General features: G+C 74.4%; 16 protein-coding genes and 1 pseudogene. 11 read left to right on the plus strand and 6 right to left on the minus strand.

Annotated elements, in window-relative coordinates; all coding sequences use genetic code 11:
• Positions 1-202 precede the first annotated feature (202 nt).
• On the minus strand, positions 203-2,161 hold the full coding sequence (locus ACFWEK_RS06120) for a DUF2264 domain-containing protein (RefSeq protein WP_430553457.1): 1,959 nt from the start codon (positions 2,159-2,161) through the stop codon (positions 203-205).
• A gap of 170 nt (positions 2,162-2,331) precedes the next feature.
• On the opposite strand from ACFWEK_RS06120, the gene ACFWEK_RS06125 reads away from it, so the two are divergent.
• From ACFWEK_RS06125 to ACFWEK_RS06170, 10 genes and pseudogenes are all read left to right on the plus strand, one after another.
• Positions 2,332-4,362, plus strand: coding sequence for a heparinase II/III family protein (locus ACFWEK_RS06125; protein WP_430553458.1), 2,031 nt, complete (start codon positions 2,332-2,334; stop codon positions 4,360-4,362).
• Positions 4,363-4,402: 40 nt separating this feature from the next.
• Positions 4,403-5,506, plus strand: a complete 1,104-nt coding sequence (locus tag ACFWEK_RS06130; RefSeq protein WP_430553459.1) for a substrate-binding domain-containing protein — start codon at positions 4,403-4,405, stop codon at positions 5,504-5,506.
• A gap of 144 nt (positions 5,507-5,650) precedes the next feature.
• A complete protein-coding gene (locus ACFWEK_RS06135) occupies positions 5,651-6,508 on the plus strand; it encodes a pyruvate, water dikinase regulatory protein (RefSeq protein ID WP_430546293.1) in 858 nt (285 codons plus the stop codon).
• A 48-nt stretch (positions 6,509-6,556) separates the two neighbouring features.
• Complete coding sequence (gene ppsA, locus ACFWEK_RS06140) at positions 6,557-8,950, plus strand: phosphoenolpyruvate synthase (protein ID WP_430553460.1); 2,394 nt, start codon at positions 6,557-6,559, stop codon at positions 8,948-8,950.
• A gap of 262 nt (positions 8,951-9,212) precedes the next feature.
• Positions 9,213-9,434 (plus strand): annotated as a pseudogene (locus ACFWEK_RS06145) (CatB-related O-acetyltransferase); the annotation flags it as partial.
• 89 nt (positions 9,435-9,523) lie between these two features.
• Positions 9,524-10,588 (plus strand): proline racemase family protein, encoded by a 1,065-nt coding sequence (locus ACFWEK_RS06150; protein ID WP_430553461.1) that lies wholly within the window; start codon positions 9,524-9,526, stop codon positions 10,586-10,588.
• 265 nt (positions 10,589-10,853) lie between these two features.
• Positions 10,854-11,906 (plus strand): ABC transporter substrate-binding protein, encoded by a 1,053-nt coding sequence (locus tag ACFWEK_RS06155; RefSeq protein WP_430553462.1) that lies wholly within the window; start codon positions 10,854-10,856, stop codon positions 11,904-11,906.
• Positions 11,903-12,949, plus strand: a complete 1,047-nt coding sequence (locus ACFWEK_RS06160) for a FecCD family ABC transporter permease (RefSeq protein ID WP_430546297.1) — start codon at positions 11,903-11,905, stop codon at positions 12,947-12,949. The genes ACFWEK_RS06155 and ACFWEK_RS06160 overlap by 4 nt, the downstream gene beginning before the upstream one ends.
• A complete protein-coding gene (locus tag ACFWEK_RS06165; protein ID WP_430546298.1) occupies positions 12,946-13,707 on the plus strand; it encodes a heme ABC transporter ATP-binding protein in 762 nt (253 codons plus the stop codon). Before ACFWEK_RS06160 ends, ACFWEK_RS06165 begins: the two co-directional genes overlap by 4 nt.
• The gene (locus tag ACFWEK_RS06170; RefSeq protein ID WP_430553463.1) at positions 13,704-14,870 is read left to right on the plus strand and encodes an alpha/beta hydrolase-fold protein; all 1,167 of its coding nucleotides are present in this window, start codon (positions 13,704-13,706) and stop codon (positions 14,868-14,870) included. Before ACFWEK_RS06165 ends, ACFWEK_RS06170 begins: the two co-directional genes overlap by 4 nt.
• 100 nt (positions 14,871-14,970) lie before the next feature.
• Here ACFWEK_RS06170 and ACFWEK_RS06175 read toward each other — a convergent pair whose 3' ends face one another.
• From ACFWEK_RS06175 to ACFWEK_RS06195, 5 genes are read right to left on the minus strand one after another with little or no spacing between them, the layout of a single operon-like run.
• Positions 14,971-15,387 carry a RidA family protein gene (locus ACFWEK_RS06175; RefSeq protein ID WP_430553464.1) on the minus strand — a complete coding sequence of 139 codons (417 nt, stop codon included), beginning with the start codon at positions 15,385-15,387 and terminating at the stop codon, positions 14,971-14,973.
• Complete coding sequence (locus ACFWEK_RS06180; RefSeq protein WP_430553465.1) at positions 15,384-16,265, minus strand: fumarylacetoacetate hydrolase family protein; 882 nt, start codon at positions 16,263-16,265, stop codon at positions 15,384-15,386. Before ACFWEK_RS06180 ends, ACFWEK_RS06175 begins: the two co-directional genes overlap by 4 nt.
• Complete coding sequence (locus tag ACFWEK_RS06185; protein WP_430546302.1) at positions 16,262-16,753, minus strand: YybH family protein; 492 nt, start codon at positions 16,751-16,753, stop codon at positions 16,262-16,264. Before ACFWEK_RS06185 ends, ACFWEK_RS06180 begins: the two co-directional genes overlap by 4 nt.
• A gap of 10 nt (positions 16,754-16,763) precedes the next feature.
• Positions 16,764-18,059 (minus strand): FAD-dependent monooxygenase, encoded by a 1,296-nt coding sequence (locus ACFWEK_RS06190; protein ID WP_430553466.1) that lies wholly within the window; start codon positions 18,057-18,059, stop codon positions 16,764-16,766.
• Between the two features lie 41 nt (positions 18,060-18,100).
• Positions 18,101-18,859, minus strand: a complete 759-nt coding sequence (locus tag ACFWEK_RS06195) for a dienelactone hydrolase family protein (protein ID WP_430553467.1) — start codon at positions 18,857-18,859, stop codon at positions 18,101-18,103.
• A gap of 446 nt (positions 18,860-19,305) precedes the next feature.
• Here ACFWEK_RS06195 and ACFWEK_RS06200 point away from each other — a divergent pair, with 446 nt between their 5' ends.
• The gene (locus ACFWEK_RS06200; protein ID WP_430546305.1) at positions 19,306-20,352 is read left to right on the plus strand and encodes an amidohydrolase family protein; all 1,047 of its coding nucleotides are present in this window, start codon (positions 19,306-19,308) and stop codon (positions 20,350-20,352) included.
• Positions 20,353-20,455: the final 103 nt, after the last annotated feature.

A 20,455-nucleotide genomic window follows, 5' to 3' on the forward strand; every position in this document is an offset into this window, starting at 1 on the left:
GGCCGTCGGTCGCCCGCCACGCAGGCTGGCACGTCCCAATGTTTACGTCAACATTTGATCGCTGCACTCTTTCGCTTCTGCTCGTTTCGGGGGCTCGAGACAGGTCGCACGCCACCGCCGCGGCCCACGAGAGCCGCTGGGCCGCCCTCCTCGGCGGACGTCGGACGGCAGGACCGCGCCCAGGACCCGGGCGGGGCGGCCGTCAGGGCAGACGCACGGTGGTGCGCGCGCCGTCGGGCCAGACGACGACGGCGGTCGCGTCGTCGACCGTCACGGCGCCGCCGTGGGTCGGGGTGTCGCGGGAGCCGTCGCCACGGTGCAGGGTGACGAGGCAGGCGGTCCAGGCACCGGGGGCCGCGGCCAGGTCGACCCAGGGCACGCGCGCGCCCTCGCCGAGCGGGCTGACGTCGTCGCGCACGGTGGCGCCGCCGGTCCCGTCGCCGAGCAGCGAGGCGACGACGGAGGTCAGGCCGTCGCCGGCGACGGTCGGCCAGCCCGAGACGCGCAGCCGGACGGCCGTGGCGGCACCGTCGTCCGCACCGGCGGCGAACGCGTCCGCCCGGACGCAGCGCACCTCCCACGGCCCGCGGACGACGGACACGACGGTCAGGACGCCCGCGTCGGCGGCGTCTCCGGTCGCGCCGGAGCCGTGGCCCTGCTGGTCCGCCGCGGGGAGCACCCAGTGCGCCGCGACGCGCGACGCCGCCACCGCCGCCTCCGCCTCTCCGGCGGAAGGCTCGACGACGCCCACCTCGAGGGTGGTCATCCCGGTGCGGTGCGTGGCCCGCCCGGTCGCGTCGACGAGGCTGACGGACTGGTCGACGGGCGAGAGCCAGCTGTCGTCGTCGAGCCACGGGCAGGTGGCGGTGGAGTAGCCGAGCCGCGCGTACAGGGGCGAGTCGCCGGTGCGGTCGCCCTCGCGGGCGTGGTCCGTGCCGTGGTTGACCACCCGGACGACGCCGTCGGCCCGGGTGCCGCTGATCACCCAGCCGGGCGCGCGGACGACGCGCAGCACGTCGCCGTGCTCGACCGGCAGCGGCTCCTCCGGCGCGGTCCAGGCCGGGTGGTCGGCGGGCAGCGCGAGGCCGAGCAGCCCCTTGCTCGCCCAGTAGGGCGAGCCGGGGCCCGAGTACGACTGCGCCAGGCGCGGCCAGGCGTGGTGCCAGCCGAGCGTGAGCAGGCCGTCGTCGTCGGGGGCGCCCCGCTCGACGAAATGCCCCACCACGGCGGACGCCGCGCGCCGCAGCAGGCCCGGGGGCAGCGACGGCACCTCCGCCATCGCGCCCACCCAGAACGGCGCGGCCGCCGCGAACCGGTAGGTGAGGGAGCGGCCCTGCACCAGCGGCGACCCGTCGCCGCCGACCAGCGCCACCGCGTCCTGCAGGTAGCGGTCGAGCAACGCGACGTCGCGCTCGCGGCGCGGGGCCGCGAGGTCCGCCGCGCCCGCCATCCGCGCCCACAGGGTCGGGTACAGGTGCAGCGCCCAGCCGGCGTAGTGGTCGAAGGCGCGCTCGGCGCCGTCGGACATCCAGCCGTCCGCGCGCTCGAAGGAGTCGTGCGTCGCGAGGTCCGCGGCCATCTCGTCCAGGGAGTGCGGCCCGCCGACCGAGCGCAGGAACGTCTGCACGACCAGCCGGAACCAGACCCAGTTGATCCGCGGGTAGGTGTCGTCTCCGACGGCCTCCGCGAGGTAGTCGACCACCCGCTCCTGCACGGCCGGGTCGAGCCGGTCCCAGATCCACGGCCGCGTCAGGTCCAGGACCAGCGCGATCGACGCCGCCTCCACCTTGGCCTGCCCGTGCTGGGACAGCCGCACCCAGCGCTCGGGGTGGCGGGGGTCGGTCCCGGCGGCCAGGCCCGCGGCGTACCGCTCGGCGTACCCGTGCGGGTCGACGCCGCGCTCCCCCGCCAGCCGGAACCCGGCGAGCAGGAACGTGCGCGCGTAGCCCTCGAGACCGTCCACGGCGCGGCCGTAGCCGCCCTCGGCACCGGGGAGCGTCACCAGCGCGCCGTCCGGCGAGGTGTACGGCCGCACCGCGGCGAGCATCGTGTCCGCGAGCGCCGCCCAGCGGCCGCGGTCCCAGCCGGAGAGCTCGCTCACGGCGTGCCGGCCGGACGGTCGCGCGCCGTCGGCCTCTCGGGTCGCACCTGCGAGATCCATCGCGCCCTTCCTCGTCGAGGGTTCCGACCGCCGTGGCGATCACGCCCGATCATCCGCGATCGAACAGGAACAGAGTGAAGCGTTCAGGTTATCGCCATGTCCAGCATGTTGCTGTATCCTCATGATCGTTTTAGGTCGTTTGCTGGTCACCGATCCGAGACGAGGTCGTCGTGGACACCCCGCAGGACACCTTCGCCGGGCCGCTCGCCGCGACCCTCCCCCTGCCACCGCCCGGTGTCGAGCGCGCGGCGGCCCTGGACGCCCTGCTGCTCCCGCCCGACGCGGCGCTCCCCGTCCCGCCCGCGACCGAGCGAGGGCGGTGGGACCCCGCCCGCGGGGCGCTCGACGCCGCCACCGCGACCGCCGTCGTCGACCGCGCCGAGGCCGAGCTCGGCGCGCCGTGGCCCCTCCCGCTCGCGAGCACCGCGGCCCGCCTGCACCGCGACGGCGACCGTGACGCGCACGAGCAGCTCGTCTACGGCCGCGAGCGGCGCCTGTCCCGCGCGGCCGTCGCCGCGGCGGTCTCGCTCGGCACGTCGGGAGCCGACCGGTGGCTCGACGAGGTGGCGGACGGCGTCTGGCAGCTGTGCGAGCAGAGCTCCTGGTGCTGGCCGGCCCACGACGACTCCCTGCTCCGCCACGGGTCGGTGCTGCCCACGGTCACGGACCCGTACCTCGACCTCGGGGCCGGCGAGGTGGTCGGTCAGCTCGCGTGGGTGGACCACCTGCTCGGGGCGGGGCTCGACGCGCGCTACCCGGGCCTGCGTGCGCGGGTGCGCCACGAGGCGCGCGTCCGCGTCGTCGAGCCGTTCCTGCGCCGCCGCGACTGGCACTGGCTGGGGCTGGACGGCGACGTGCACAACTGGAACCCGTGGATCCACGGGAACGTGCTGGTCGCCGCCCTGCGCCTGCTCGACGGCGAGCACGAGGCCGCCCAGCGCGCCCGCGTCGTGGAGCTGGTGCTGCAGGGCCTGGACCGCTACGTCGCATGCCTGCCCGACGACGGCGCGATCGACGAGGGGTACGCCTACTGGTGGAACGGCGCCTGCCGCGCGCTCGAGGCTCTCGACGTGCTGGCGCACGCCACCGGCGGCGCCGTCGACGCCCTCGACCCCGGGCGGTCGCCCACCGCGCTGCGCGGGACCGTCGCCTTCCCGCACCGGATGCACCTGGGCGGGGCGTGGTACCTCAACCTGGCCGACGGCCAGGCCCGGCCGCACCTGACGCCGCCCTGGCGCGCCCTGCACCGCGCGGCGCTCCGCACGGGCGACCCCGACGCGGCGGCCCACGCGCTCGCGCACCGGGTGCCCGGGGCGGGCGCCGAGGAGCAGCAGGGGCTCGGGCGGCTGCTGCGCGCCCTCACCGACCGCGACTGGCAGGCGGCGCCCGACGCGCTCCCGCCGCTCCCCGCCGAGACCTGGCTCGGCTCCACCGAGGTGCTCCTGGCCCGCGAGTGCACGGGCGACGCGGCCGGGCTCGCGCTCGCCGTCAAGGGCGGCCACAACGCGGAGGCGCACAACCACAACGACGTCGGGTCCGTCGTCGTCGCGTCCGACGGCGTGCCCGTGGTGGTCGACGCGGGGCGTCCGACGTACACCGCGCGGACGTTCGGCCCCGACCGGTACCGGATCTGGACCATGCAGTCGTCGTGGCACTCCGTGCCCGAGGTCGCCGGGACCCCGCAGGCGGTGGGCGCCGACGCGCGGGCGCGCGACGTCCGCCCCGCCCTCTGCGGCCGCGGCACGGGGGCGCCGTCCGGCGTGACGCTGGACCTCGCCGCCGCGTACCCCGTCGCGGGGCTGCGGTCCTGGCGGCGCTCGGCACGCCTCGAGCGCGGCCCCGACGCCCGCGTCGTGGTGTCGGACGCCTGGGACCTCGACGACCGGCGCGACGACGGGCACGGCGACGGGCACGGCGACGGGCACGACGATCCCGAGGCGACGACGGTCCGCTTCCTCCTCGCCGGCGACGTCTCGCTGACGCCGGGGCGCGCCGTCGTCGTCCCGCTCGACGGCGCCCCTCTCCTGCACCTCGCGTGGCCGCCGGACGTCCCCGCCGCGCTCGTGGACCGCCCCCTCGACGACCCGGTGCTGAGCGAGGTGTGGGGCGACCGCCTCACACGCCTGGACCTCGACGTCACCGGCCGCGACGACCTGGAGGTCGTCATCACGCGAGAGGTCGACGCGGAGGGATCAGGATGACCGGGCGGCGGGCCGTCGCCCGCCGCAGCGAGGAGGAAGAGTGACCACCGATCCGCAGCTGCGTGCCCCGCTCCCGGCCGAGCGCCGGACCGCCCTGCTCGCCGCCCTCGACCGCGACGGCGTCGTGCGGGTCGCCGACGTGTCGCGGGCCCTCGGCGTGACGGCCGTGACCGTTCGGCGCGACATCACGCAGCTCGAGCGGGAGGGCCGCCTCGTGCGCGTGCACGGGGGCGCCGTGCCCGCCGCCGCGCCGGCGGCCAGCGCCGCGCCCGCCCCGTCGCCGACCTCGCAGACCGTCGGGGTGCTCGTCCCCTCCCTGGACTACTACTGGCCCGGGGTGGTGCGCGGGATGGAGGCCGAGGCACGGGAGCACGGGCTGCGCGTCGTGCTCCGCGGCTCCTCGTACGAGACGCCGGACGAACGGCCCGCCCTGCAGCGACTGGCCGAGGCCGACGGGGTCAGCGGGCTGATCCTCGCCCCGCGCACCGACGGCACGCGGGGGGCCGACGTCGCCCGGTGGCTGCGGGACTCCGGCCTGCCCCACGTGCTCGTCGAGCGCGAGGCCGCGCTCGCTCCCCACCGCGAGGCGCTCGAGTCCGTGGTCTCGGACCACGCGCTCGGCGCGCTCATGGCCGTGCACCACCTCGCCGACCTCGGCCACCGCAGGGTGGGACTCGTGCTGTCGCGCGAGTCGCCGACGTCGCGCAAGATCGCCGCGGGCTGGCGCGCCGCCTGCGCCGAGCTCGGGCTGTCGACCGAGGAGCACTTCGAGCGGCTCGCGCCCGACCGCCGCAACCCCGAGTTCCCGGGGGCCGTGACGGAGGTCGTCGACACCGCGGTCGCCTCCGGCACGACGGCGCTGCTGGTGCACTCCGACCCCGAGGCGTCCGCCGTCGTGCAGGAGGCGATGGACCGGGGTCTCGGCGTGCCGGGCGATCTCTCGGTGCTGTCGTACGACGACGAGGTCGCCGGGCTCTTCAGCCCCGCCCTCACCGCCGTGCGGCCGCCGCGCGCCGCCGTCGGCCACGCCGCCGTCGACCTGCTGCTCAAGCGCCTCGCCGACCCCGAGCGCCCCGTGCACCGCGTGGCGATCAGCCCGCGCCTGGTGGTGCGGGAGTCGACGGGGCCGGTGCGCCCGGGGTAACCCACGGCCGCGGACGACGCTCGCCTCGTCGAAAGTTAACCATGATTCACATGGGTGGCGTAGGGTGCGGCAGGACGACGCACGTCGCGCTCGGCGGGCCACGACGCCCGGGCGAGGCGATCCTGGACCCGGAGGTGACGGCGGATGACAGCACACCGGGCGACGGCCGGCGAGAAGGCCGGCACGCCGGCGACGGGCGAGCGCGCCGTGTACTTCGTCTCCGACGGCACCGGCATCACCGCCGAGACGCTGGGCGGCGCGCTCCTCGTGAACTTCCCGGGCGTCGCGTTCCGGCGCCACACCGTGCCGTTCGTCGACACCGACCGCGCCGCGCGCGCCCTCGTCGGCCAGATCGACCGGTCCGCGGCGGACGGCCTCGGCCCGATCGTCTTCACCACGGTGCGGGCGCCGGCCGTCCGCGAGGAGCTCGAGCGGTCGCGCGGCGTCCTCATCGACCTCCTCGGCGGGCACCTCGTCGAGCTCGAGCGCGCGCTGGGCACGACGTCCAGCGAGCACCTCGTCCCGTCGCACGGCGTCGGCGACCTGGAGCGCTACTTCGCCCGCATGCGCGCGGTCGAGTACGCCATCGAGCACGACGACGGGCAGAGCCGCCGCGCGCTCGACCTCGCCGACGTCGTCATCATCGCGCCGTCGCGCTGCGGCAAGACCCCCACCACCATGTACCTCGCGCTGCAGCACGGCCTCCTCGTCGCGAACTACCCCCTGACCGAGGACGACTTCCCGACCGACGACCTGCCGCCCGTGGTGGCGCCTTACGCCGCGCGGTGCTTCGGCCTCACCACGACGCCCCTGCGCCTGAGCCAGGTACGGCACGAGCGGCGCCCGAACTCGCGGTACGCGAGCCTCGCCCAGTGCCGGCTCGAGCTGCGCCAGGCCGAGGACCTCTACCGGCGCACGCGCGTCCCGTTCCTCAACTCCTCCACCAAGAGCGTCGAGGAGATGTCCGCCGTCATCCTCCAGACCATGAAGCTGCGCGGCTGACACCCCACGATCCGTACCCCACGATCCGCACCCACGAAGGGACCGACGATGGCCCACATCCTCTGGTTCGACGAGATCGGCATGGACGACCTGGCCCGGGTCGGCGGCAAGAACGCCTCCCTCGGGGAGATGGTGTCCCGGCTCGCGGCGGCCGACGTCCGCGTGCCGCGCGGGTTCGCCACCACCGCCGAGGCCTACCGCCGGTTCCTCGAGCACGACGACCTCGCGGGCCGGATCCGCGCCGCCGTCGAGGGCCTGGACACGGACGATGTCGCCGCCCTCGCGCGGGTGGGGTCGACCGTGCGCGGCTGGGTCGAGGAGCAGCCGTTCCCGGCCGACGTCGAGGCGGACGTCCGCGCGGCGTTCGCGACGCTCGTGGCCGAGGACCCCGAGCCGGAGCAGGTGACGTGGGCCGTGCGCTCCAGCGCCACCGCCGAGGACCTGCCCGACGCGTCGTTCGCGGGGCAGCAGGAGACCTTCCTCAACATCGGGGGCATCGACAACGTGCTGCACGCCGTGCGCTCCGTCTTCGCGTCCCTGTACAACGACCGCGCGATCGCCTACCGGGCGCACCACGGGTTCGACCAGCACGACGTCGCGCTCTCGGCCGGGGTGCAGCGGATGGTGCGCTCCGACGTCGGCGCCTCCGGCGTCATGTTCACGGTCGACACGGAGTCCGGGTTCGACCAGGCCGTCTTCGTCACCAGCTCCTACGGGCTCGGGGAGGCCGTGGTCCAGGGCGCGGTCAACCCGGACGAGTTCTACGTCTACAAGCCCGCGCTGCGCGCCGGCCGGCCTGCCGTCCTCAAGCGCTCCGTCGGCGAGAAGGCGGTCGCCATGCGCTACGCCGCCGGCCGGCACGTCGGCGGCAGCACGGTGTTCGCCGACGTCGACCCCGCCGAGCGCGCCCGCTTCTCGCTCACCGACGCCGAGGTCACGGAGCTCGGCCGCATCGCGCTCGTCATCGAGGAGCACTACGGGCGCCCCATGGACATCGAGTGGGGCAAGGACGGGGTGGACGGGAGGCTGTACGTCCTGCAGGCACGCCCCGAGACCGTGGTCTCGCGCGACTCGGGGAACGTCGTGCACCGGTTCACGCTCCGCGAGCACGGCACGGTCCTGCTGGAGGGGCGCGCCATCGGGCAGAAGGTCGGCGCCGGCCGCGCGCGGGTGCTGTCCTCCGTCGACCAGATGCACGACTTCGCGCCCGGGGACGTGCTCGTCGCGGACATGACCGACCCGGACTGGGAACCCATCATGAAGCGCGCCGCGGCGATCGTGACGAACCGCGGCGGGCGCACCTGCCACGCGGCGATCATCGCGCGCGAGCTCGGCATCCCGGCCGTCGTCGGGACGGGCACCGCGACCGCCGACCTGCCCGACGGGCGCGAGGTGACCGTCTCCTGCGCCGAGGGCGACGAGGGTCGCGTCTACGAGGGCCTGCTGGCGTTCGACGACGCCGCGACCGAGCTCGACCGGATGCCCGAGCCGCCCGTGAAGATCATGATGAACGTCGGCACCCCCGACCAGGCGTTCTCCTTCGCCCGGCTCCCGAACCACGGCGTCGGGCTGGCCCGCCTCGAGTTCATCATCAACCGGCAGATCGGCATCCACCCCCGCGCTCTGCTCGACGCCGACGAGCTGCCGGCCGAGCTGCGGGACGAGGTCGCGAGCCGTGCCGCCGCCTACCCCGACCCGCGCGAGTACTTCGTGCAGCGCGTCGCCGAGGGGGTGTCCACGATCGCCGCCGCCTTCGCGCCCGAGCCCGTCATCGTGCGCCTCAGCGACTTCAAGTCGAACGAGTACGCCAACCTCCTCGGCGGCACGCTGTACGAGCCCGACGAGGAGAACCCGATGATCGGCTACCGGGGCGCGTCCCGGTACCTCTCCCCCGACTTCCGCGAGTGCTTCGACATGGAGTGCGAGGCGCTGCGCCGCGTGCGCGACGACATGGGGCTCACCAACGTGCGGGTCATGATCCCGTTCGTGCGTACCGTGGCCGAGGCCGAGGGCGTCGTCGAGCTCCTCGCCGAGAACGGGCTGCGGCGCGGCGAGAACGACCTCCAGGTCGTCATGATGTGCGAGGTGCCGTCCAACGCCCTGCTCGCCGACGAGTTCCTCGAGCACGTCGACGGCTTCTCGATCGGGTCCAACGACCTGACCCAGCTCACGCTCGGCCTCGACCGCGACTCCGCGCTCGTCGCCCACGCGTTCGACGAGCGCGACGCCGCCGTCCGTGAGCTCCTCGGGCTCGCCATCGACGCCTGCCGCCGGCACGGCAAGTACATCGGCATCTGCGGCCAGGGTCCGTCCGACCACGCCGACTTCGCCCAGTGGCTCGTCGAGCGCGGCATCGAGTCCGTGTCCCTCAACCCTGACACCGTCGTCGACACCTGGCTCGCGCTCGCGGCCACCGCAGACGAGAGGAGCACGCGTGCCTGATGTCCCGGCCCCGACGAGCTCACACCCTCGACCCGACCCGAGCTGACCACCGTCCGCTTCCTCCGCGACGAGATCACGTCCCCGTACGTCTCGGTCGGCGACTACACCTACTCCGACACCGAGGGGAGCGACGCCCCCTTCGAGCAAGCGAACGTCAAGTACCTCTACGGGCCGCAACGGCTCGTCATCGGCCGCTTCACCACGATCGGCCGGCGCGTGGGCGGAGCGGACGCTCGAGACCTTCTTGGCGCTCGAGCAACCCGGCGACACCACGGTCGGCAACGACGTGTGGATCGGCCGCGAGGCGACGATCATGCCCGGGGTCACCATCGGCGACGGCGCCGTCGTCGGCGCGCACAGCGTGGTGACGAAGGACGTCGAGCCCTACGCCGTCGTCGCCGGCAACCCCGCGTGGCACCTCCGCGTGCGGTTCGACCCCGACGACGTCGACCGGCTGCTGGCCGTCCGCTGGTGGGACTGGCCTGTCGAGGACGTGCCCGGAGCCGACCTGACGGCTCGCGTGCGGACGTCGACGAGAGCCACGCGGCGTCGGGGGGCCGTAGGGTCCCGCGCATGACCGACCAGAGCGGCACCGCGGCGACCGACCAACGGCCTCGGATCGTGGGGCCGGTGCGGACGATCGACTACCACACGGCGGGCGAGCCGTTCCGCATCGTGCCGGCGCCGCCCGTGCCGATCCCCGGCGCGACCGTCGCCGAGCGTCGCCGGCGCGCGATCGACGACCCGGACGTCGACGGGCTGCGCCGCCTGCTGTGCTTCGAGCCGCGCGGCCACGCCGACATGTACGGCGGCTTCGTCACCCCGCCGGACGACGAGGGCGCGCACCTCGGCGTCCTGTTCTGGCACAAGGACGGGTTCTCCACGGCGTGCGGCCACGGGACCATCGCGCTCGGCGCGTGGGCCGTGCGCTCCGGCCTGGTGCCCGCCGGCCCGTCCGGGACGACCGACGTGGTGATCGACGTGCCGTCCGGGCGGGTGACCGCCCGCGTGCGCACCGGTGAGGACGGCCGCGTGCACGAGGTCGACTTCGTGAACGTGCCGAGCGCGCTGGTCGCCGCCGACGTGCCCGTGGCCACGAGCCGCGGCGAGATCCGTGGCGACCTCGCCTGGGGCGGCGCCCTGTACGCGTGCGTCGACGCCGCGAGCGCGGGCCTCACGGTGGCGCCCGAGAACCTGGGCGAGATCATCGCCCTCGGCCGTGAGGTCAAGGCCGCTCTCGCCGGCGACCCCCGCCTCGAGCACCCGTCCGACTCCCGGCTGAGCGGCCTGTACGGGACGATCGTCGTCGACGACCTCGGCACGTCGCCCGACGGGGGCCCGCACCAGCGGAACGTGACGATCTTCGCCGACGGCCAGGTCGACCGCTCCCCGTGCGGGTCCGGCACGGCGGCGCGGGTCGCCGTCCTCGCCGCCACGGGGCGGCTGGGCGACGACCAGGTGCTCGTCCACGACTCGATCGTCGGCACCCGGTTCCGCGCCCGCGTCCTGGAGCACGTGACCGACCACGGCCGCGACGCCGTCGTCCCGGTCGTCAGCGGCACCGCGCACCACGTCGCCACGTCGGTGTTCGAGGTCGACCCCGACGACACGCTGATTCCCGGGTTCGTGCTGCGCTGACCGGGCGCGACGCGCCGCCGTCCTTCTCAGGGTCGGCGACCCGGACGCCGTCGCCGACCACGTCCTCGCCTGGATCAGCCGCCGCTCACCCATTCCGAAGCAGGCCGTGGCGCCCGCACGCGTGCACGGCACGACCCGTGAGATGACGCAGAGGTGTGAACCACCCCACTCGCCGGAGGCTTACGCGACCATCGAGCAACTGATTAGGGTTGCCTTGCCTTAGTCGATGCCGCGGTTCGCCCCGGCCTGTCCACCTGGAGCCTCTGTGCGCACCCGGTCCCGCCTCGTCCCGTCCCTCGCCGTCGCCGCGCTGGCGCTCGGCCTCGCCGCCTGCTCGTCGGACGGCGGCGGCACCTCCGAGGGCGTGCCCGACGCCGCCGCCTCGGTCGACGTCGCCGCGGACGCCGCGGCCCCGGAGAACCTGCCCGACGGCTGGACCTTCGCGGCAGGGTCGGACGTGCCGTCGGTCGAGGCCGAGCCCGCGCTCCCCGTGGACGTGGTGGACGGCACCGGCACGGAGGTCACCGTGAGCGACGCGAGCAAGATCATCGTGGGCGGCGACGACGTCGCGGAGATCCTCGGCGGCCTCGGGCTGGCCGACCTGGTCTACGCGGCCCCGACCAACAGCGCGTCGGAGATCTCCCTCTCCGCGCCGGAGCAGTACGAGTTCAGCCAGGAGACCGGCACCGAGGGCCTGCTCTCGCTCGACGGCACCCTGTTCATCGGCAACAACACCGCCCGTCACGGCGACGTCGCGGAGCAGTTCCGCAAGGCCGGCGTCGACGCCGTGGTCGTCGACGACCAGCAGAGCACCGGCGACAAGATCCGCGCCGTCGCGTCCTACCTCGGCGTCGACGAGGCGGGCGAGGAGCTCGCCGCCGACGTCGACGCGCAGCTCGCCGAGGCGTCCGAGACCGCCGCCGGGCTCGGCGACCTGCGCGTCCTCCAGGTGACGTCGTCCGGCGCGGGCGGCGCGAACGCCGTCGTCGGCACGGGCACCGCCGGGGCCGACGTCGCCGAGGCGCTGGGCGTGACCAGCGTGGGCGTCGAGGCGAAGCTGCGCGGGTTCTCGCGCGACTACAGCGACGAGGGCCTGCTCTCCACGGAGCCCGACGTGCTGCTGCTCGGCTCCGCCGACCTCGAGGAGTGGGGCGGGCTCGAGGGCTTCGCCGCGGCGTTCCCGACCCTGCTCGACACCCCCGCCGGCCAGTCGAACCGCGTGATCGTCATGCCGGACGACCAGATCAAGGTGAGCGGCCCGGCCTCCGGCGCCGGCGCCCTGGCCCTCGCACAGGCGCTCGCCGAGACGGCGGAGTGAGCCTCCGCACCGGGGCCGTCCGCCGGGCGCCGCTCGTTGCCGGCGTCGTCGGTGGCGGCGTGCTGCTGCTCGTCGCCGTCGTGCTCTCGATCGGCATCGGCCCGATCGGGCTCGCGCCGCGCGACGTGCTCGCCGTCGTCGCCCACGAGCTCCTCGGCGCGGGCGACGGCGGCGAGCGCCTCGCCACGACGGTCGTCATGGACCTGCGCATGCCGCGCGTGCTGTTCGGCGCGCTGGCCGGGGCGGCCCTCGCGGCGTCGGGCGCGGCGCTGCAGAGCCTGTTCAACAACCCGCTGGCCGACCCGGGGGTCATCGGCGTGAGCGGCGGCGCGTCCGCCGGGGCGGTGCTGGCGATCGTGGCGCTGCCCGCGGCGGGCTCCACCTGGGTGGTGCCCGCCGCGGCGTTCGCCGGCGGCCTGCTCGCCACGGCCCTCATCTACGCGCTCGCGCGCCCCGGCCGCGGCACCGGCACGTCCCGCCTGCTGCTGGTCGGCATCGCGGTGGGTGCGGCGTGCGCGTCGGTCACCGGGTTCTGCACCTTCATGGCCGACGACGACCAGCTCCGGGACATCGTCTTCTGGCAGATGGGGTCCCTCGCCTCCGTGGACTGGACGGAGCTCGCGATCGGGGCCGTCGTCGTGGTGGCCGGCGTCGCCGTGCTGGTCGCCATGCACCAGCGCCTCGACATGCTCACCCTCGGCGAGCGACAGGCCCGGCACCTAGGGCTCGACGTGACGCGCGCGCGGGCGGTGCTGGTCGTCGTGACGGCGCTGCTCACCGCCGTCACCGTGGCGTTCGCGGGAATCATCGGGTTCGTCGGGCTCGTGGTGCCGCACATCGTACGGATGGCGTTCGGGCCCGCGCACCGCGCGCTGATCCCGATGTCCGCGCTGGTGGGCGGCCTGCTCATCGTGCTCGCCGACACCGCCGCGCGCACCGTCGCGCCGCCGTCGGAGGTGCCGATCGGGCTGTTCACCTCGGCGCTCGGCGCGCCGTTCTTCCTGTGGCTCGTGCTGCGCGAGCGGCCGGGGGTCGGAGCATGAGCGCACCGGTCGTCCAGGCGCAAGGCGTGGGGTTCCGCGTCGGCGAGCACACCCTGCTCGACGACGTGTCCCTGGAGCTGCACGCGGGCAGCGTCGTGGCGCTCGTCGGCCCCAACGGCGCGGGCAAGTCGACGATGCTCGGCCTCGTCTCCGGGGACCGGGCGCCGACGTGGGGCCGCCTGCTCGTCGCCGGCCGCGCGCCGCAGGAGTGGCGCGCCGCCGACCTCGCGCGGCAGCGGTCGGTCATGGTGCAGCAGCACGACGTGCGGTTCGCCTTCAGCGTCCGCGAGATCGTCGCGATGGGCCGCATCCCGCACCGCGCGTCGGACCGCGACGACACGGCGGTCGACGCCGCCCTGGCCGCCGCCGACCTCGAGGCCCTGGCGGGGCGGGACGCCACCACGCTGTCGGGCGGCGAGCTGGCCCGAACGGTCTTCGCGCGGGTCTTGGCGCAGGAGACGCCGCTGGTGCTGCTCGACGAACCGACCGCCGCCCTCGACCTGCGCCACCAGGAGGCGGTGATGCGCACGTCGCGGCGGCTCGCCGACGCGGGCGCGTGCGTCGTCGTCGTGCTGCACGACCTCACGCTCGCCGCCCGGTACGCCGACCGTGTCGCCGTGTTCCACGGCGGCCGCCTGGTCGCCGACGGCGACCCGCGCGCCGTCATCACCGAGGAGCGGGTCGCCGAGGTGTACGGGCAGAAGGTCTGCGTGCTCGACCACCCCGTGTCGGGCCTGCCGCTGGTGGTGCCGGTATGACCGACTGGGAGGGCTGGGCACCGCTCCCCCGGCCCGCCGGGCGCACGACGGTCGAGGTGCTCCGCGCACCCGAGCCGCCGGCGGCGCCCCGGGACCGGCGCAGCCCGGACGTCGTGCTGCACCCGGGCGGGCGGGCTCACGTCACGTTCCGGCTGCACGCCCCCGAGGCGCGGGCCGTGGCGCTGGCCGCGAGCGGGTGGTGGCAGCCGCAGCGCCCGGATGTCTGCGACTTCGCGCCCCGCCCGGACGGCTGGTGGCAGGGCACGTTCGACGTCCCGGACGACTGGGAGGCGAGCTACCGCTTCCTGGTGCACGACGGCGGCCACGACGGGCGGCAGGATCCCGGCTGGTGGGCGCGTGGCCTGCGCGACCCCGACGCACCGGGCCGGACGGACCCCCACAACCCGCACGGCCACGGCGCCGGTCGAGGCCTGGCGAGCTCGGTCCTGTGGCTGCCAGGAGCCGGCGAGCGGCCCTGGCTGGCGGGGTTCGGCGACGTCTCCGCCGTGCCGCCACGCCTGGCGACCCGAGCCGACGAGCCGCGCGCCTGGTGGTGGGTGCCTGAGCGCCCCAACGGAGAGCCGCTGCCGCTTCTGATACTGCTCGACGGCGAGGCGCATGCGGAGCGGCTCGGCACAGCGCGCGTGCTCGCGGACGCCGCAGCCGCGGGTGCGCTGCCGCCGGTCGCGGTGGTGATGGTGGCCTCGGGGCCCCACCGCGCCCGGGTGCTCGGCGTGCCCGGCGGGGTCGCCCGGTGGGTGGGCGAGCGACTGGTGCCGCGGCTGCGACGCGAAGGCGTGGGCGGACGCCGGATCGAGGCCGATCCGCGCCGCGTCGTCGTCGCGGGCTCGAGCTTCGGCGGGCTCTCGGCGCTGTTCGCCGCGGCGCGCTTCCCCGACGTCGTGGGCGCCGCGGTCGCGCAGTCGCCGTCACTGTGGCGCTACCCGCCCGGTGCGTTGGTGGAGCCGCTGGCCCGCGTCGCACCGCGGGTGCGGCTGCGCCTGCAGGCGGGGCGGTACGAGGGCGCCGCGGCGTCCGAGGAGCTGGCCCGCGCCCTCGTGCTCCGTGGCGCGGACGTGTCGTCGCAGGTCGTGACCGGAGGCCACGACTGGGCGTGGTGGGTGCCCCGCACGGTGGAGGCGACGGCCGCCCTGCTCGCCTGAGCCCGGCCCCCGGGCAGCTGACGTTCCTGAGACCGTGACGTCCGTCGAGCCGTCATCGTCGCGACGTCGCAGGGGAGCACGTCGCAGGCGGCCACGTCGGTCAGCCGACCCGACCCCCGCCCCGGGTTTCCTCAAGCACAGCAAGCAGGTCGACGTGCACCAGCGCGCCGCCGCCGAGGGTGGCGGCCACGACCTGCCGGGCCGGACGGTCCGCCGGGTCCGGGAACAGGGCCGTCCACTCGCGGTTGAGCGCCTCGCGGTCGCCGGGGTCGACGAGATGCACCGTCAGCTTGAGGACGTCGCCCGGGCCGCCGCCCGCTGCGGCGAGCACGGCGCGCACGTGCCGGAAGACGTTCGTACACTGCGCGTCGAGGCCATCCGGCATCTCCCGCGTGCCCGGGTCCCGCCCGGTCAGCGCGCCGGTGGCGAGGAACGGGCCGACCCGGCTCGCCACCGGCACCGGGTTCGCGTGCGCGAACCCCGGCACGTCCACGGTCGTGCGGCGGCCCACGGTCATCCCGCCTGATCCGGCTCGGGGACGATGGTGTTCTCGAGCGCTCCCAGGCCTTCGATCTCCGCGCGCACGACGTCGCCGACCTTGAGGAACCTCCCGGTCGGCGCGCCGATCCCCGACGGCGTGCCGGTGGCCAGCACGTCGCCCGGCTCGAGCGTCATCACCTGCGTGAGGTAGGCGATCTGCTCGTAGACGTCGTCGATCATGTCGTCGGTGCGCCAGTCCTGGCGCACCTCGCCGTTCACGGTGAGGCGCATCCCCAGGTCGAGGGGGTCGTGCACCTCGTCGTCGGTGGTCAGCCACGGGCCGAGCGGGCCGTGCGTGTCGAACGACTTGCCCAGCGTGAACGTGGGCGACCGCTTCTGCAGCCAGTCCCGTACCGACACGTCGTTCGCCACCATGTACCCCGCGATCACGGACCGCGCGTCGGCGGCGGCGACGTGCTTGCACCGCTTCCCGATGACGACGGCGAGCTCGATCTCGTAGTCCAGCTCGTCGGAGACGTCGGGCTTCACGATGCCGGCGCGCGGCCCGACGATGCACGAGACCTGCTTGTTGAACCACAGCTGGCTGGTGGGCACCGGGATGCCGGCCTGCCGCGCCTCCTCGGCGTGCGCGGCGTAGTTCATGCCGATGCCGAGGTACTTCTGCGGGTCGTCGACCGGCGCCTCCAGCACGACGCCGGACAGGGCGTACGTCTCCCCCGAGGCCCGGGCGACCGCCTCCCGCCCGGCGCCGAGGTCCGGCAGGATCGCGCGCAGCGACGTGCCGGCGACGTCGGAGACGTCGGTGACCGTGAGCGAGGCGGCGTCGGTGACGTCGCCGTCCACCCGCCCCAGGCGGACGGGGCCGTCACCGACCCGGAACCGTGCAAGCTTCATCTCTCGTTCCCGTCCTTCGTGTCCTCGGCGCGTGCCTGCTGCTCCGACGGCAGCGCGCCCCACACCTGCTCGCCGTCGGGCGTCATCTGGAAGCTGACGAACCGCCAGGCGCCGTCGTCGCCGCGCACCACGACCTGGGTGACGACGCCGGCGAGCACCCGGGGCGCGCCGTCCGGTCCGCGCATGTGGTTGACGATGCGCCCGGTGACGACGCCGACGTCCCCGACGAGGCGCACCAGCAGGTCGTCGCGCACGACGTCGACGTACGCGCGCCGCGTGGCGACGTGCTCCAACAGCTGCGCCTTCGTGTGCACCAGGCCGGGGGCGTGCACGTGCACGAGGGAGTCGTCGAACATCGCGTCCAGGGCGTCGACGTCCCCCGCGACAAGGGCGTCGCGACGACGCTCCTCGAGCGCGAGGATCTCCGCGCGGGTCGCGGCGTCGGGCACGGTCACGGGACTGGTCACGGGGTAGGGCTGCTGGCCCATGCTCTCCTCCTCAGGCCTGTCGAACAGCGGTCAGCGCGTGCTCGGTGCGGAAGCCGGTGGTCTCGCCGGCCTCGAAGCCGGGACGCGGCTGGCCGACCATCGCGTGGTACTTGCTGAAGATCTCGTCGGCCTCGGCCAACGGCAGCACGGTCTCGATGTCCTCGAACGGCTCGCAGTTCGTGCGGTCGGCGACCATGCGGCGGATCACCTCGTACCCCTCGCCGCGGTGCGCCATGACCATGCCGTTGACCTTGGGCAGGCGCTCGGCCTCGAAGGCCTTCAGCGCGGCGGCGGGGTCGTCGATCGTGGCGAGCTTCTCCGCGAGCACGGCGCCGTCGACGATCGCCTGGCAGGCGCCGTTGCCGCCGCGCGGGTACATGGCGTGGGCGGCGTCGCCGACCAGCACGACGCGGCCGTCGGTCCAGGACTCCAGCGGGTCGTGCCGGATCAGCGGGAACAGGTATACCTCGCGGGCGTCGCGCAGCATCTGCTGCACGTCGAGGAATGGCAGCTTCACGGTGTCGAACAGCGGCACGATCTCGGCGACGTCGCCGACGGCGTTCCAGTCCTCGACGGTCTCGTCGCGCTCGCGCTCCACCACCCAGTTCACGAGCGTCTTGCCCGTGCCCTCGAAGTCGTCGGCGATCGGGTACACGATCATCGTCGCGATCTGCGGGGCGCCGATGTGCAGGATGGTGTGCCCGTCGCGGTACGGCTCCATGAGTGTGGTGCCGCGGTACATGGTGATGCCGGAGTAGTGCGGCTCGGCGCTCGCGGGGTGCATCTGCCGCCGCACCACGGAGTTGATGCCGTCCGCGGCCACCACGACGTCGGCGCGGACCTGGCCGCGCGTGCCGTCCGCGTGCTCGACGTCGAGCGTGACGCCGTCGCCGTCCTGCGTGTAGCCGAGGGTGCGCACGCCCTGCACCACGGAGTCGGCGCCGAGGCGGTCGAGCGCCGTGCGGTACAGCAGCATCTGGAGGTAGCCGCGATGCACGAACCGCTGCTCGTGCAGGTAGCCCATGTGCACGCCGCAGCGTTCGGCGTAGATCTCCTGGCCGTGGTTGTTGTAGAAGATCGAGTCGCGCGCGTCGACGGAGATGGCCCGGAACTCCTCGAGCAGGCCGAGCTCCTCGAGCTCCTTGGTGCCGTACACCTTGACGTCGATGCCGACGCCGAGCGGCCGGAGCTGCGCCACGGTCTCGTAGATGCGCGGGCGGAACCCGCGCTGGTGCAGCCGCAGCGCGGCGGCCAGGCCCGCGGGGCCGGCGCCGACGATGGCGATGTCGAGCTGGGGGTCTGGCATGGACGTCCTCGTCTCTGGTGGGGTGGTTCGGGGTCGCGGCGTCAGCCGACGACGGCGGGGCTCAGGTCGCGTGCGAGCTCGCGCAGGAAGCGGGTCGTGGCGTCCCAGGCGCGCTCCGCGTTGCGCGGGTGGTACGCGACCGCCTCGGGCGTCGGGGAGAACCGGGCGTGCGGGCTGGTGAAGGCGTGCCGGGTGCCGCTGTAGAGGTCGGTCTCCCAGTCGAGGCCCGCGCCGGTCATGGCCCGCTGCAAGGAGTCGCGCTGCGCGGCGGTGGCCATGGGGTCCTGGTCCCCGGAGCACAGCAGCACCCGGGCGGTGGGGTCGCACGCGCCCCAGCCGGCGTCGGCGTCGAGCAGGTCCAGGCCCGGGTGCACGCTCACGACGCCGCGGACGGCGCCGCCCGTGCGCAGGTGCTCGAGCGCCGAGGAACCGCCGAAGCAGTACCCGAGCGCGACGATCGCGTCGTCGTCGATCTCGGGCTGCTCGGCCGCGGCCGCGTGGGCGGCCGCGACGCGCGCCGCCCAGCGCGGACGGTCCGCGACCATGGCGCCGATCAGCGGGCCGATCTCGTCCTGCGTGCGCGGTCGGGCCCGCTCTCCCCAGACGTCTGCGGCGAGGACGGCGAACCCCGCCCCCGCCAGCCGCTCGGCGATCGCGAGCATGTCGTCGCTCAGGCCGAAGGCGTCGTGCAGGAGCAGCACGCCTGGCGCGCCCCGCACGCCGGCGGGCGCGCGCAGCGCGCCGAGCATGCGGGTGCCGTCGTGGCCGTACTCGACGTCGCGTGCGGTCAGGTCGTTCATGGGATGCCTTCCTGGGGCTTCGTCGTCCGGGAGGCGTCGAGGAGGCGGACGGCCCGCTGCGGTGCGGGTCCCTCGCTCGACGGTGAAGCGTGCGCCGATCGTAGGAACACTTCCTACACGATTTCAAGTGTGGAACGGCGACGAAGAGTCTGGATCCAGGGGTGCCCCGGCGAGATTTCTCCGCATCAGCGGCGTCAACCCGGGCATCCTGCGACCTTCACCCGGCGCGTCCATGCGTCAGGGGGTTGATCCATCCGGACCGATCTGCATATGATTTCTCACACGATCTGGCGCTCGGTCGGGTCGCTCATGAGTACCACAGGCACGACGCCCGCGATGCTGCGAGCGGCGTGCGATCCTCCTGAACGCAAGAGCCCACCGCGCCGGTGCGGGTCGCACGCCGATGTGCTTCAGGGAACGACCGCAAGACGGGAGCAGCCAGCGACATGACCGTCGTCGACATCAACATCCACCACCTGCCCGAGGACCTCTTCACCAACGAGAAGATCCTGGGCGGCTTCCTGAACAGCGCCCCGCGCGGTTTCGGGGAGATCGCCCGCGTCGAGACGATGGCCAGCGGCAAGAAGCACCTCATCCTGGAGAAGCCCGCCGGCCACCAGAATCTCAACTACGTCGAGGGCGACTACTCCGCCGAGGCGAAGCTCGCCGCGATGGACGACGCCGGCGTGGACTACGGCGTCATGCGCGTGCCCGTCTGGCAGGAGTGGCTCGACCTCGAGACCTGCAAGGCCGTCAACGACAACGCCGCCGACATCGTCAAGCGGTCGAACGGGCGGCTGTTCTTCACCGCCTGCGTGCCGCCGTGGGGCGGCAAGGAGAACATCGACGAGCTCAAGCGCTGCATCGACCTCGGCGCCGTCGGCGTCCAGCTCGCCTGCCACTACGGGCAGCTGTACCTGGACGACCCGGTCTTCGAGCCCTACCTGCGCGAGATCGAGAAGCTCGACATCCCCGTCATCGCGCACCACACCCCCCTGCCGGTCGAGTGGCGGTCGGTCGTCGACTACACCAACCTGCGCCGCGAGTACGGGCGCATCGTCGACCAGGCCACCGCCGTCGGGCGCGAGCTGTTCAGCGGCATGTTCGACCGCATGCCCGGGCTGCGCTTCATCCACACCATGTTCGGCGGCAACTGGTTCGCGAACCAGGCGCTCCTCATGCCGCACGCGTCGAACAAGGCGGAGTCGCTCACCCGCCTCGACCCGACGGGCGGCGACAAGATCCAGAGCTACCTCGACAACAACCTCTTCTTCGACATGACCCACCCCCACTCGTGGGGCAAGCAGCAGGTGGAGGCGGCCATCGCGATCGGCGGCGCCGACCACTACCTGTTCGGATCCTCGTTCCCCGTGTTCTACGGCTGGATGAGCCAGGGCGTCGAGTTCGTCAAGAACGAGCTGGAGATCACCGACGCCGAGCGCGAGCTCGTCCTGGCAGGCAACGCCGCCCGCCTGTTCAACCTCCCCATCTGACCCGACAGCCTGACTGACCCGCCCGAGCGGGGCCCGGCGCGAGCGCCGGTGCCCCCGCCTCGGCCTCCCCTCGAACCGTGCATGCCGGCGCAAGGAGGCGCCC

It is taken from the genome of Isoptericola sp. NPDC060257 (assembly GCF_042726645.1).
GTDB classification, from domain to species: Bacteria; Actinomycetota; Actinomycetes; order Actinomycetales; family Cellulomonadaceae; genus Isoptericola; species Isoptericola nanjingensis.